Raw genomic sequence first — 13,080 nt, 5'->3', positions numbered from 1 at the left:
GCGCAGAATCGCCAGCGCCCGGTGCGACGGAATACGCGCCCAGCTTTCGCGGTGGTCAAAGTAGTCGCTGAACTTGGCACCAGCCTCTTCTTTGCCGGCAATGACCTTGGCTGTAATCTCTGCTTCTTCCTGCATGATCTGCCGCACGCGCCCCAGCAGGGCGGCGTCTTCGGCCAGCTCCTCGATCAGGATATCCCGCGCACCTGACAGCGCATCCTTGGCGGTCAGGACCTCTTCGCTGACATATCCTTGCGCAGTTGCCGCCGGATCAAGGCTGCGATCGGCAATAATTGCACGCAACAGCGGCTCCAGCCCGTTTTCGCGCGCAATCATCGCCTTCGTGCGGCGCTTGGGTTTGAATGGAAGGTACAGATCCTCTAGCGCGGCTTTAGTGTCGGCGCTGGCAATTGCACGCGCCAGCAGATCGGTCATCTTGCCTTGCTCGGTGATAGAGGCCTTGATTGCGTCGCGACGCTTTTCCAGCTCTCTTAAATAGGTCAGCCGGTCGTTCAGATTGCGCAGCTGCGTATCATCAAGGCCGCCTGTTACCTCTTTGCGGTAGCGCGCGACAAAGGGGACGGTCGCCCCGCCATCCAGCAGCCCCACGGCGGCGCTGACCTGATCGGGGCGCGCCCCGATTTCGGTGGCGATGGTGCGATTGATGCGATCTGTAACGGGGTCCAAGGGGCAGGCTCCTTTGCGATTGGACCTGTGTGATATCCCCCGGATCGCTGGCCGCCAAGGGCGGCATTGATCCGGGCGCAACTGCGCTAGATATTGGCTCGTTAAAGGAGAGCGTGATGGAACTGGATCTGAACTGGGAATACGTGGCCGACACCGTGATGGGCGGCGTGTCACAGGGCAAGATTGCGGCAGTTTCCATCAAAGGCCGCGATGCAATGCAGCTTACGGGACAGGTGTCGCTTGAAAATGACGGCGGGTTTATCCAGATGGCCGCCAATCTGCCGCCAGCAGTTCAGTTGAAGGATTTCGCAGGACTAGAAGTCGATGCGACCGGGAACGGCGAAGCCTATGACATACGCCTGCGCACCACAGACCTGGCCCGGCCCTGGCAATCATATCGCACGGCTTTTACGCCCGGACCGGATTGGGGCAGCTACAGACTGCCCTTCGCCGCATTCGAGGCGCACCGCACGGACGCACGCTTTGTTGCGGCCAACCTGCGCCGCCTTGGTATCGTCGCCATCGGTCACGCCTTTGCCGCCAATATAAGCGTCGCGGCAGTGCGGTTATATCGCGCTTAACGCGTCAGCGCCGCCACGATGCCAGCGTCTGGAAAGCACGTCTGCGCCTGTCCCGTGGCGGCCTGCCACTGTCCGATGGCGCGCCGCGTACGAAAACCGGCAAGCCCGTCATCGCCTCCGGTATCCAGCCCCTGCCCGATCAAGGCGCGCTGCATCGCGGCCACATCGGACCGCAACAGGCCGCCGACATTGCCCCACTGCCCTGCGAAATCGCCAACACCGTATTGAATACGGTCGCCGACATGGCCAACAAACAAAGCATATAGATCGCTCGTGTTGTAATCCTTCAGCACATAAAAATTCGGCGTCACGATAAAGGCCGGGCCGCTGCGCCCGGCTGGCAGCATCAGATACCCTTCGCCTGCCAGTTCATGCGTCGGAAACGCCTTGCCGCCCACGCGCGCCACACCCATGGCGGCCCAATCCGCAATGCGCCGCCCTTGATCGGGTCCCTCTAGCGCGCAGGATACTTGCGATGGCAGCGACACTTCGAACCCCCAATCGCGGCCGGGTTGCCAGCCATGACGGGCGAGATAGGTGCCGATCGACGCAATCGTATCGGGGGCAGAATTCCAGATATCCGCGCGCCCGTCGCCGTCACCATCGGCAGCATACGATAAATAGTTGCTTGGCATGAATTGCGGCTGGCCCATCGCGCCCGCCCAACTGCTTTTCATGCCGCGCGGGGATGCCCCGCGCTGCGCGATCTGCAGGGCGGCGATCAGCTCCTCCAGAAAATAGGGGGCGCGGGTGGACATGAATGCCTTGGTGCCCAGCACCTGAAAGGCGTCATGTGGAATATCAGCGCGGCCATAGCCGCTTTCGCGTCCCCAGATCGCAAGGATGATCCGGCCCGGCACACCCGTTGCCCGCTCTACCGCGGCCAAAGTTGCCGCATGTTGCCGCGCCATCTGTCGGCCAACGCTGGTCGCCCCATCAACACCGCCGCGGCTAAAATACTTGCCCGGCGCGCCAAACTCGCTTTGCCGCTGCACCTGCTGCGCGGGCGGAGCCATCCCCGGCGGGACCAGATCGGGCAGATCCCAATTTAACGCGACACCCGCGAAAGCCGCGTCAAATGTGCCACGCGCCACGCCTTTTCGCTGCGCCTGCGGCCAGACCACCTGTTCCAGCCAGCCGCGAAACTGGGCTTCGACGTTTGCACGGGACTGGGCCGCCCCAAAGGACGGCCACAGCAAGACAAGGATCAGGATAACTATGCGCATAGCGGGATGATGCGCCGCCCCGCCGCCGGTGTCAAAGCCGTCAGGCGACACCCGGCTGCGGATCGCACAGGCATTGCACAGCCTCGTATTGCGACAAATAAACCTTGCCCGTCAGATGGGTCAGGAAGTCACTGCGTTGCAGCCTATCCATCACGGGGCCTTTGACCTCTGACATGCTTAGACGGATGCCCATGTCTGACAGGCGCGCACCAAGTGCCTCTAGGCTTTCCAGCGCACTGAAATCGATGTCATTCACGGCAGAGCACATCAGGATGACATCCTTGATGGCCTTGTCGCGCACGACGCGGTCCAGCACATAATCCTCTAGGTAGCGGGCATTGGCAAAATACAGGCTTTCGTCAATGCGCAGGGTCAGGATGGCCGGGTTGATCTGGACATCGTGGCGATTGATGTTCCGGAAATGCTGGGTGCCAGGCACGCAGCCGACCTCTGCAATATGTGGTTTGGACGTTTTATACAGGTGCAGCAGGATCGACAGGATGACGCCAGCCGACACGCCGACCTCGACCCCGAACCACAAGGTTGCAAGGATCGTCACCAGTACCGCGGCGAAATCGGCGCGGGAATAGGTCCAGCTTGTGCGCAGGATCGAAAAATCGACCAATGACAGCACGGCCACGATGATCGTCGCGGCCAGCGTCGCGGTCGGCAGGAAATAGATCAGCGGCGTCAACGCAAAGGCGGCAATCGCAAGGCCGACAGCCGTATAAGCACCGGCAGCCGGCGTTTCGGCCCCGGCGTCATAGTTCACGACCGACCGGCTAAAGCCGCCTGTAACCGGGAAACCACCCGTAAATGCCGCGGCAACGTTGGCCGCACCAAGACCGATCAATTCCTGATCCGGGTCGATCCGCTGACGTTTCTTTGCAGCCAAGGTTTGCGCAACAGAAATCGATTCCACAAACCCGATCACTGAAATGAGCAGCGCAGGCAAAAGCAACTGCCCCACCAACGCCAAAGAAATCGACGGCATCGTCAGCGGCGGCAGGCTTTGCGGGACGCTGCCGACAATCTTGACGCCGCGATCCGACAAGCCGAACAGCCAAACGGCCACAGTTGTGACGACCACAGCCAAGACCGGACCGGCCTTTGTCAGCGCGCCGGCCAAAGCCGGTTTGATCCCATAGCTGCGCAACAGCGGGTTCAGACCTTTACGCACCCAAAACAAAAAGGCCGTCGCCCCCACCCCGATGACCAGCGTGATCAGATTCACGTCGCCCAAGTGGGCAAAAAGCGTCTCCGTCAGCTCTGGCAGCGTATCGCCAGAGGCGCTGATGCCAAGGATATGCTTCAGCTGGCTTAGCGCGATCAGGATGCCAGAGGCGGTGATGAACCCTGCCACAACGGGATGCGACAGAAAATTTGCCAGAAACCCAAGCCGCAAGATCCCCATCAACAGCATCATCACACCCGACAGCCCCGCCAGCGTCAGTGCGGCGACGGCATATCCCATGGTGCCTTGATCCGCGATATTCCCGATCGCCGCCGCCGTCATCAAGGATACAACAGCAACCGGCCCGACCGCCAGCGCGCGGCTGGTGCCAAAGATCGCGTAAAGAATGATCGGCGCGATCGATGCATAAAGCCCTGCCTCTGGCGGCAGGCCGGCCAGCATCGCATAGGCCAGCGATTGCGGGATCAGCATGATCGTCACAATCACGGCGGCAACCAGATCATTGGATAGGCTTTCGCGATTGTAGGTTCGCCCCCACGTTAGGATCGGCAGATAGCGGGCGATGGCATTCGTAGTCATGGCAGTGCTTTCAATATGTGACGCGCCGGAATGGTCTCCGGCGCGGTATTCGGTTCAAAGCGGCGCTTTCTCTGGACCGGCCATCCATTCGCGTCCCTTTAACATGGCGTGCCAATAAACCTGCGGCAGAGCCTGCGCTTTCAGCGCCCAGGCCAGACGGCTGGGTTTGGTGCCATTGATCAACCACTCTGGAAAACTCGGCAGCAGTGCCCCGCCATAGCCGAATTCAGCCAGCACGATCTTGCCCCTTTCGACGGTCAGCGGACACGAGCCATAACCGTCATATATCCCGGCAGCAGATTTTCCGGCGATATCGGCCAGAACATTAACCGCAACGACCGGGGCCTGCTTGCGCGCTGCAGCCATAGTCTTGGCGTTTGGGGCGTTCATGACGTCTCCAAGGCTCCAGATATTGCTATAGGTTTTGTGGCGCAGTGTCGTTTGATCCACATCGACCCAGCCCGCCGCATCCGCCAGGGCGGACTGGCGGATAAAACCAGGGGCGCGTTGCGGCGGGCAAACGTGGATCATGTCGAATCCGGTCGTCACCTCGGTCGTTTCGCTGTCAGGTTTGGCGACCTTGAATGTTGCCGTCCTAGCTGCGCCATCCACTGCTGTCAGCGTGTGAAAAAAGTTTAGCTTGGCATCATATTTGGCAACATAGTCCATCAGCGCGGGCACATAATCCTTGATACCGAACAGCACGCCGCCCGCATTCATGAATTGTATGTCGATGTCTTTCAGCACGCCGCGCCGGAACCACGCGTCGCCGGATAGATACATCGCCTTTTGCGGCGCACCAGCGCATTTGATTGGCATAGGTGGCTGGGTAAAGATTGCTTTACCCTTGTTCAGCCCCTGCACCAGTTGCCAGGTATAGGGTGCCAGATCATAGCGATAATTCGAGGTGACGCCATTGCGGCCCAGCGTGTCCTTCAGACCTGCAATGCCGTCCCAGTGCAGTTCCAGCCCTGGACAGACAATCAATCGTTTGTAGCCGACAACGCGGCCATCCCCCAAAACGACAGCATCTGTGCCGGGCAAAAATTCAGCGACGGCGGCTTTGATCCACGTCACAGCGTCGGGAATCAGCGGCCCCATCTTGCGCTTTGTCTGCTCCACACCGAATACGCCGCCGCCGACCATGGTCCAACCGGGCTGGTAATAATGCACGTCAGCCGGATCGATGATTGTGATATCCAGACTACCGTCGCGCGCCAGCAAACTGGCTGCCACGGCAATTCCGGCGGAACCTGCCCCGACAATGACGATATCGGCACGGACGTCAGGTGCTGCCGTCATCGGGGCGGCTGTTTCGGCCATCGCCGCGACCGTCGCACCCATGTCGTAGCCAGCAGCATGCGTGCGTGCCAAAAGCTCTGCCATGGGGCGCTGTCCGGCCTGCGCGCGGGTCCAAAGCGTCGCTGCCCGTGTGCCGGACTTGCAAAATGCCAGCACCGGCCCCGGCAAAGTCGCCAGCGCCGCGCCAAAGGCCGCGACATCGGTCTGCGCAATCCGGCCTGATACGACCGGAATATGCAGCGCCCGAAGCCCCTCTGCTTCTGCGGCGGCCTTGATTACGGCAAAGGTAGGCTGACCCGCCTCTTCGCCGTCGGGACGATTACTGATGATGCTGGCGAAACCAGCGGCCTTGATCGCGGCCATGTCACTAACCGCGATCTGCGGCGCGACAGAGACTTCTTTCGTAATCTTACGAATATCCATAGCGTTCCACCCTCCCCCCTTGGCCATCAAAGGCCGTTTACTGGCACCTTCAGCACCATGTTGCCGTCCTTGTCCCGAGGCATCTCACCGGCCCGCATGTTCACCTGCAGGGATGGAATGATCAGCTTTGGCACAGCCAGCGTTGCATCGCGTTCCGTACGGAATTTTACGAAATCTTCTTTCGTGGCACCCTTGCCGACGTGGATATTGTGCTCGCGTTCGTCGCCAACAGTGGTTTCCCACTGAATGTCGCGGCCATTGGGGCCATAGTCGTGGCACATGAACAGACGCATATCGTCCGGCAGGGTCAGCACACGCTGAATGCTGTCATATAGCGTAGCAGCATCGCCGCCCGGGAAGTCGGCGCGGGCCGATCCACCGTCCGGCATGAACAGCGTATCGCCAACAAAGGCGGCATCGCCAATGACATGCACCATGCAGGCCGGCGTATGACCCGGCGTGTAGATGGCAAAGGCCGTCATTCCGCCGATGGTATAGGTGTCGCCGTCCTTGAACAGCGCATCGAACTGCGATCCGTCGCGTTGGAATTCAGTACCTTCGTTAAAGATTTTGCCGAAGGTTTCCTGCACGACCATGATCTTGTCACCGATGCCGATTTTTCCGCCCAGCGCATTCTGAATATACGGCGCAGCGGACAGATGGTCGGCGTGGACGTGAGTTTCGATCTGCCATTCCAGCGTCAGGCTGTTGTCACGGACAAAGGCGATCATCTTGTCGGCGTGCCCATAGGTGATCCGGCCGGCTGCGTAATCAATGTCCATCACGCTGTCGATGATTGCACAGGACGCCGAGTTCGGGTCCTTGACCACATAGCTGATGGTGTTGGTCGCATCGTCAAAGAAGGCTGTCACTTCGGGTTTGACGGTCATATCGACGGGGAAATCAGTCATTTCAGTTGTCCTTTCAGGCTGTCAAAGTGCGGGGTGTGCGGGCGGCGGTAATGGTACGTGCCAACAAAATACCCGCTATTGCAGCGCCAACGAAGATAAAGACGGCAGGCGATCCGGTGCCCAGCGCCGGCAACGCACCGCCAGGGCAGAACCCCGCAATGCCCCAACCGATGCCAAACACGGCAGATCCGCCAAGCAACCGCGCATCGATCACGCGGCTGGTGGGCAGATGGAAACGTTCTTCCATCATCGGCATGGGCCGTTTGAGCACGAAACGATACCCAAGGAACGTAACAATCACGGCCCCGCCCATTACAAAAGCAAGGCTGGGGTCCCAGGTGCCTGCAACATCAAAGAAGTTTAGCACCTTGGCCGGGTTCGCCATGCCCGACACGGAAATGCCGGTGCCGAAAATTAAGCCGATGAGATATAAAGAGATGTAGCGCATGATCTATGCTCCGATCATGTGGCGAATGATGTAAACGGTAACCGCAGTCGCCGCCATGAATGTCAGAACCGACGCCAGCGAACGCGGCGAAAGTCGTGCCAGCCCGCAAACGCCATGGCCGGACGTGCAACCTGCGGAAAAGGTGACGCCGACGCCGACCAGCAAGCCGCCAAGCACCAGCATCAGGTTTGAAACCGGCACATCCACCGCGGGAAAACTGCCGCTGAAGGCCAGAACCAGCACCGGGCCGCTGACCATGCCCAGCATCAGAACTGCACGCCATGAAAGATCGGGTTTCGATGCCGGGGCAATCAGCCCGGTCAGGATGCCGGTCGCCCCGAAGATGCGGCCATGCAGCCCCATCAGCAGAACCGCAGCCAGTCCAATCAAGGCACCGCCACCAAGAGATTGCAAAGGGGTAAACGCCGTTTCCATCACTTCACCGCGCAGGTGCTTTTGCCAAGCAGACGATAAAGGGGGCAGAAGCGGAACAACGCGGTACCGATCAGAACCAAGGCAACGATTGTCGCGATCGTAACGGCTGCCGCGCCGTGAAAGACAGCGATCGGTGCGATCCAGGTTACCGCCAGCAAAATCACCCCTGCAATCAGGCGTAACATACGATCGGTAGTGCCAACATTGTTTTTCATGGGTCTGATCCTTTTGTGTGTTGCGACTCACACTTAAGGTATCGGTGATGCCCCGTCGGTGACCTTGTCACCAACCCACGACAAAATCGTAAATATGTGCTAGGCGGCCTCTGCTAGGTCGGCGATTGCCGCCGGGTCAAGCAGCTCGATCCGGCCGCGCGATTGCGCAATCCAGCCGCGCCGCTGGAATTCCTGCAGCTGCCGGGAAATCACTTCTCGTGCTGAACCGAGTTCGACAGCCAGATCCTGATGCGTTGTGCGCACTTCGTTTTCGGCCCCGGCAAGGACCCGCAGACGCTGCGCAAGGCGAATATCCAGCCGCTGAAAGGCGATCTCCTCGATCACATGGAACAAGTCGGTGATCCGCTGCGAATAGGCGGCAAATACGAAATTGCGGAACGGAATAGAGCGCGACACCAGATCATCGAAAACCTTGCGCGGGATAGCGACAGCGCGCACATCCGTATCGGCATGGCCTTCGGCGGAATAATCCTCGTGCGCCAGCATACAGGCCGTCGTCAAAACGCAGCTTTCGCCGGCAGCCACCCGGTAAAGGACGATCTCGCGCCCCTGTTCTGACGTCTGATGTACCCGCACCGCGCCATCAAGCAACAACAGCAGGTTTTCCGGTGACTGCCCCGGCCCAAAGATACGCGTTCCCTTGGGGACGCTGACAATGGCGCTTTGGCTTATCAGCGTATCGCGAATGTCAGGGGCCAGGGCCGCGAGGCCCGCAAAGCGGTCAATCCAGTTTTCCGGCATGATTGTCCCTCGTCTATTCTGATCCAAGCCTAACGACATACGTTTCGTTATTGCCACGTAATTCGCCGCCCCGCCGATACCTTGGCTTGTGCAAGGTCACGATGTGACACCTTGCCGGACCATGGTGCAACGCGGCTTGGCTGCACCAATGTAAGCCCACGTGCTGATGCACAGCAACTGCCCACTTGCCAGACAACCGACGGCGGGCACACTATCAAATGTTAGCGGAACTGCCGTGACACAGATTGCGTTTTGAAAGCAACAAAATGTCAAAGGGTTAGAGGAATGGGGAAAGAAGCTGCACAGTGGTGGGGCGTCAGGCAGGACCAGCCAGGCCAATGGTCCGCCGCCATTTGGGCCCCCGATGCGCAAAGGGTTAGTGTTGTCGTGCTGGATCAGCCGACCCCGCTGTCGCGCGAGAGCGACGGGACCTTTCGAGGGCATTTTTCGGCCAAAGTCGGTGCCACCTATATGTTCGATATCGACGGCACCCGTATTCCAGACCCCGCCGCGCGGCAGCAAAGCCGCGATGTGCACGGACCGTCATGCCTGACCGTATTGCCGCCAACTGCTGATACCTGGCCCGGCCGCGACTGGCGGGACGCCGTGGTTAGCGAAATTCATATCGGTACATTTACAAAAGAAGGCACCTTTGCCGCTGCTGCCGCGCAACTGCCCCGCCTTGCGCGCCTTGGCATTAACACGGTCGAGGTGATGCCAATCGCCCAGTTCGCAGGCCAGCGCGGCTGGGGTTATGACGGTGTGCTGCACTATGCCGTGCATCCAGCTTATGGCACACCCGGCGACTTTGCCGATTTCGTAGCGGCCGCGCACCGGCTAGACATGTCGGTGATCCTTGATGTCGTCTATAACCACTTCGGGCCAGAGGGTGCCTATCTTCATACCAGCAGTCCGGCATTCTTTGACGCGGGACGCGTCACGCCATGGGGGCCTGCAATTGATTTCACGCAAAATCCCGTGCGCGCATTCTTCATTGAAAATGCCATCATGTGGGTGCGTGATTTCGGAGTGGACGGGCTGCGGCTTGATGCGGTCCATCAAATACAGGACCCGACAACACCGGAATTTCTGGCAGAGCTTTCAACCAGCCTGCGCGCACTGAATTTGCCCCGCCCGCTGCACCTGATCGCAGAGGACGAGCGCAATTTGCCTGATCACCGCCAGTCCGGAGTGACCGATGCGCAATGGAACGACGACTATCATCACAGCCTGCATTGTCTGCTGACAGGTGAAACCGAAGGCTACTATGCCCCTTTCGCCATTGACCCGGTCCGCGATTTGGCGACGGCCCTGACCGAAGGACATGTCGATCAAGGCCAGTTGCGGCCGGGACAGGACCCGACCGGAAAACCGCGCGGCGCGCCTAGCGGTCATTTGCCGCCACAGTCATTCGTAAATGCCAGTCAGACTCACGACCAGATCGGCAATCGCGCCCTTGGCGAACGTCTCATTGCATTGTCGTCCCCTGACGCCATGCGTATCGCGCATGCGATGCTACTGACATCCCCCTTTGTTCCGATGCTTTTCCAAGGCGAAGAAATCGGTGCGCGTACGCCTTTCCCCTTCTTTTGCGATTTTTCTGGCGACCTTGCCGCGGCGGTTCGCAAAGGCAGGCTGTCGGAGTTTTCAGCCTTCAGCGGCTTTGATGGCACCCTGCCCGATCCTCTGGATCCGCAGACCTTTCACGATGCGCGCCCTTATGATGCACCGCCAGCGGATGCCGCTGCTTGGGAAGATTTGACAACGCGGCTTTTGACATGGCGGCGCGCCGTCGTTCTGCCACTGCTGCATGGCGGCCTGACCTCGGCTTCGGCCCGGATCCTGGGCCCAAAAGCATTGCATGTCCTTTGGCATTTTAACACTGGCAAGCTGAACAGCGTTATCCAGCTGGGACAGCCCGTACCTGCGGACAACTGGCCAGAGTCGCAAACCCAGCTAAGTCTTGGGTCACATCAAAACGATTTTGCATTTCACACATGGATTGAGCAGACATGATCCCGATGACGGCCACCTATCGTCTGCAACTTCGCAACGGAGTCGATTTTGCCGAAGCCGAACGCTATCTTCCGCATCTGACAGCCAACGGAATCAGCCATCTTTATCTTTCGCCGATTTTCGCGGCGCAAACGGGATCGACCCACGGCTATGACGTCATTGATCCCAACCTGATCGAGCCCGCGTTGGGCGGCGAAAAAGGGTTCGCCCGGCTTGCCACCGCAGCGCAGGCCGCTGGTATTGGTATCATTATCGACATTGTGCCGAACCACACTGCCTTTTCGCTGGAAAACCCGTGGCTGCGCGATGTTTTGCGGCACGGCGCAAAAAGTCGTTTTGCACCGCATTTTGACATTGATTGGTCCGAACGACTTTTGCTGCCGTTTCTGACCGAAAGCTTCGAAGCTTTGCTGGAGGCAGGCAAGGTCAGTCTGGACAATGAGGCCGACGGCCCCGTTTTGTGTGTTGGTGATCTGGCGGTACCGCTGAACCCTGCCAGCCTGTCCGACCACGCGGATCTGGCAAAGTTGCACGATGCACAGGCGTGGCGGCTGACCCCGTGGCAGCGCGAGCGGGATAGCATCACGCACCGGCGGTTTTTTAATGTAACGGGCCTGATTGGAATGCGCGTCGAAAATGAAGCCGTTTTCGACGACATGCACCGCAAAACCTTTGACTTGATTGCGGCAGGGCAGGTACAGGGGCTTCGGCTGGACCATATCGACGGGCTTGCCGATCCTTGCGCCTACCTTAGCAAACTTAAGGATCACGCACCGCAAACACCAATCTGGGTGGAAAAAATTCTGACGGGCGACGAGGACCTGCCCGATTGGGGCCTTGCCGGCACAACGGGATACGAGGCCGCACGCCAGATTGCACGTCTGCTGACTGACGGTGCCGGACACGCACGGCTGTTTGCCGCCTGGCAGGACCAGACCGGGCGCAAGGGGCGGTTCCATGATGCTTTGATGACCGCAAAGCACGAAGTCCTGCGACAGGATCTTGCGGCTGAACTGCAGCAGATGATCGCACTGGCCCACGCTGCCGCACAAGCCGCTGGCGATGAGCAGGGGCAAGAGGCACTGCGCGAGGCCGTTATCGCGCTTCTTGTCGCTTTTCCACGCTATCGCACCTATCTGGCCAGCCGCAAAAGCAGACCAGAAGATCGGCTACTGATGCAGCAGGTTGCAAATACGGCCGCGCGTGATCTGCGCACGGATCATGTTGTGCGACTGCTGACAGATTGCATCGTTGATCCGCAAACGCCGCAGGCCCAGCGCCTGCAAGTCAGGTTTCAGCAAGTGACCGGGGCTTTACTGGCGAAATCCCACGAGGATACCGCAGGGTTCCGCTGGAACGCCTATATTGCCGCAAACGAAGTTGGTGCTGATCCGGACGACGTTACGATCACGGACGACGCCCTGAACGGCTGGCTGGCGCGCCGGTTACCCACAGCCCTGACATTAACGTCGTCCCATGACACCAAACGGTCAGAAGATTCGCGCATGCGCCTTGTGACTTGCAGCCACCTGCCGGAGGATTTGCTAGACCTTGTTGCGCAGTCGGCGTTGCTACCGGGTGCCGATCTGGTGCGGCCAAATACCCGCTGGTATCTGGTGCAAAGCGCCTTGGCGATTTGGGGGGCGTCCGATGATATAGACACCCGCCTGTGCGATCACATGACAAAGGCCATGCGAGAAGCCAAACGCATGACCAACTGGACATATCCGGACACCGATGCCGAAGCCCGCGTGTTGAATCTCATTCCGCATCTGACAGCGCAATGGCAGCAACAGCAGCCAGAGGCTTTGCACAGGCTGATCGCATTGGGTGAAAGACTATCCTTGATCCAGACAGCCCTGAAGTTGTCGATGACCGGCGTGCCGGACATTTACCGCAGCTGCCTTGGTCCCCATTTTGCCCTGACCGACCCTGACAATCGGCGTGCTGTCGATCTGGATCATTTGATGCAGCTCCCTGACGTTATGGGTTTTGCCGGTGAAAAGGCGTGTTTGTCGCGCCGCCTTTTGCTGTTGCGTCATAAGCATCCGGCGTTTTTCGATAGGGCAACTTGCCGGATCACCAAGGATGCAAGCGGCGTCATCACCTTGCTACGCGCCACGTCTGATCAGCAGCTGACCTTGCGATGCGATGTTCAATCCACTTCACCGGTAACGATTACAGAAGACGGGATATCTGCTATAAAAAGCGGCTGAAAAAACTGGCGGGCGACCGATCTGACTTGTTTCAGCGCCCTAGCGGAACAGGCATCGCAGCGCAGCGTTGATCTGCGTTGCGGGTGC

At 59.3% G+C, this 13,080-nt stretch carries 12 protein-coding genes (1 of these 12 running past the window's edge); 3 read left to right on the top strand and 9 right to left on the bottom strand.

The window, feature by feature from the left end; translation table 11 throughout:
- Positions 1-684, bottom strand: the beginning of a protein-coding gene (locus SJY10_RS03700) for a Tex family protein (protein ID WP_386679711.1). 1,629 nt of this gene lie to the left of the window's left edge; only the first 684 of its 2,313 coding nucleotides appear in the window; the start codon lies at positions 682-684; its stop codon lies beyond the left edge, outside the window.
- 29 nt (positions 685-713) lie between these two features.
- On the opposite strand from SJY10_RS03700, the gene SJY10_RS03695 reads away from it, so the two are divergent.
- Positions 714-1,265 (top strand): CIA30 family protein, encoded by a 552-nt coding sequence (locus SJY10_RS03695; protein WP_386679709.1) that lies wholly within the window; start codon positions 714-716, stop codon positions 1,263-1,265.
- Here the strand turns inward: SJY10_RS03695 and SJY10_RS03690 are convergent.
- From SJY10_RS03690 to SJY10_RS03655, 8 genes are all read right to left on the bottom strand, one after another.
- The gene (locus SJY10_RS03690) at positions 1,262-2,491 is read right to left on the bottom strand and encodes a lytic transglycosylase domain-containing protein (RefSeq protein ID WP_386679707.1); all 1,230 of its coding nucleotides are present in this window, start codon (positions 2,489-2,491) and stop codon (positions 1,262-1,264) included. The two genes, SJY10_RS03695 and SJY10_RS03690, sit on opposite strands and share 4 nt — an antisense overlap.
- A gap of 40 nt (positions 2,492-2,531) precedes the next feature.
- Complete coding sequence (locus tag SJY10_RS03685) at positions 2,532-4,265, bottom strand: SulP family inorganic anion transporter (RefSeq protein WP_386679705.1); 1,734 nt, start codon at positions 4,263-4,265, stop codon at positions 2,532-2,534.
- A 54-nt stretch (positions 4,266-4,319) separates the two neighbouring features.
- Positions 4,320-5,990: a TIGR01244 family sulfur transferase gene (locus SJY10_RS03680; protein WP_386679703.1), complete on the bottom strand. Its 1,671-nt coding sequence runs from the start codon at positions 5,988-5,990 to the stop codon at positions 4,320-4,322.
- Between the two features lie 26 nt (positions 5,991-6,016).
- Positions 6,017-6,901 carry an MBL fold metallo-hydrolase gene (locus SJY10_RS03675; RefSeq protein WP_386679701.1) on the bottom strand — a complete coding sequence of 295 codons (885 nt, stop codon included), beginning with the start codon at positions 6,899-6,901 and terminating at the stop codon, positions 6,017-6,019.
- A 13-nt stretch (positions 6,902-6,914) separates the two neighbouring features.
- Positions 6,915-7,349, bottom strand: coding sequence for a DUF6691 family protein (locus SJY10_RS03670; protein ID WP_386679699.1), 435 nt, complete (start codon positions 7,347-7,349; stop codon positions 6,915-6,917).
- A 3-nt stretch (positions 7,350-7,352) separates the two neighbouring features.
- Positions 7,353-7,784, bottom strand: coding sequence for a YeeE/YedE family protein (locus SJY10_RS03665; RefSeq protein WP_386679697.1), 432 nt, complete (start codon positions 7,782-7,784; stop codon positions 7,353-7,355).
- On the bottom strand, positions 7,784-7,999 hold the full coding sequence (locus tag SJY10_RS03660) for a DUF2892 domain-containing protein (protein ID WP_386679696.1): 216 nt from the start codon (positions 7,997-7,999) through the stop codon (positions 7,784-7,786). Before SJY10_RS03660 ends, SJY10_RS03665 begins: the two co-directional genes overlap by 1 nt.
- A gap of 99 nt (positions 8,000-8,098) precedes the next feature.
- Positions 8,099-8,761, bottom strand: coding sequence for a Crp/Fnr family transcriptional regulator (locus SJY10_RS03655; protein ID WP_386679695.1), 663 nt, complete (start codon positions 8,759-8,761; stop codon positions 8,099-8,101).
- Positions 8,762-9,046: 285 nt separating this feature from the next.
- Here SJY10_RS03655 and treZ point away from each other — a divergent pair, with 285 nt between their 5' ends.
- Both treZ and treY read left to right on the top strand, forming a co-directional pair.
- A complete protein-coding gene (treZ, locus tag SJY10_RS03650; protein WP_386679694.1) occupies positions 9,047-10,777 on the top strand; it encodes a malto-oligosyltrehalose trehalohydrolase in 1,731 nt (576 codons plus the stop codon).
- Positions 10,774-12,993 (top strand): malto-oligosyltrehalose synthase, encoded by a 2,220-nt coding sequence (gene treY / locus SJY10_RS03645; protein WP_386679693.1) that lies wholly within the window; start codon positions 10,774-10,776, stop codon positions 12,991-12,993. Before treZ ends, treY begins: the two co-directional genes overlap by 4 nt.
- Positions 12,994-13,080: the final 87 nt, after the last annotated feature.

Origin of the sequence: Loktanella sp. R86503 (assembly GCF_042466455.1) — a bacterium.
Classification (GTDB): Bacteria; Pseudomonadota; Alphaproteobacteria; order Rhodobacterales; family Rhodobacteraceae; genus Loktanella.
Note: the sequence above shows the minus strand (reverse complement) of the source record. Positions and strands in the feature narration are given on the sequence as shown.

Bases quoted from the DNA above. Each gene is read 5' to 3' on its own strand.
- treZ (WP_386679694.1), top strand. From the start codon at position 9,047: ATGGGGAAAGAAGCTGCACAGTGGTGGGGCGTCAGGCAGGACCAGCCA.
- SJY10_RS03655 (WP_386679695.1), bottom strand. From the start codon at position 8,761: ATGCCGGAAAACTGGATTGACCGCTTTGCGGGCCTCGCGGCCCTGGCC.
- SJY10_RS03660 (WP_386679696.1), bottom strand. From the start codon at position 7,999: ATGAAAAACAATGTTGGCACTACCGATCGTATGTTACGCCTGATTGCA.
- SJY10_RS03685 (WP_386679705.1), bottom strand. From the start codon at position 4,265: ATGACTACGAATGCCATCGCCCGCTATCTGCCGATCCTAACGTGGGGG.
- SJY10_RS03675 (WP_386679701.1), bottom strand. From the start codon at position 6,901: ATGACTGATTTCCCCGTCGATATGACCGTCAAACCCGAAGTGACAGCC.
- SJY10_RS03690 (WP_386679707.1), bottom strand. From the start codon at position 2,491: ATGCGCATAGTTATCCTGATCCTTGTCTTGCTGTGGCCGTCCTTTGGG.
- SJY10_RS03680 (WP_386679703.1), bottom strand. From the start codon at position 5,990: ATGGATATTCGTAAGATTACGAAAGAAGTCTCTGTCGCGCCGCAGATC.
- SJY10_RS03670 (WP_386679699.1), bottom strand. From the start codon at position 7,349: ATGCGCTACATCTCTTTATATCTCATCGGCTTAATTTTCGGCACCGGC.
- SJY10_RS03665 (WP_386679697.1), bottom strand. From the start codon at position 7,784: ATGGAAACGGCGTTTACCCCTTTGCAATCTCTTGGTGGCGGTGCCTTG.
- treY (WP_386679693.1), top strand. From the start codon at position 10,774: ATGATCCCGATGACGGCCACCTATCGTCTGCAACTTCGCAACGGAGTC.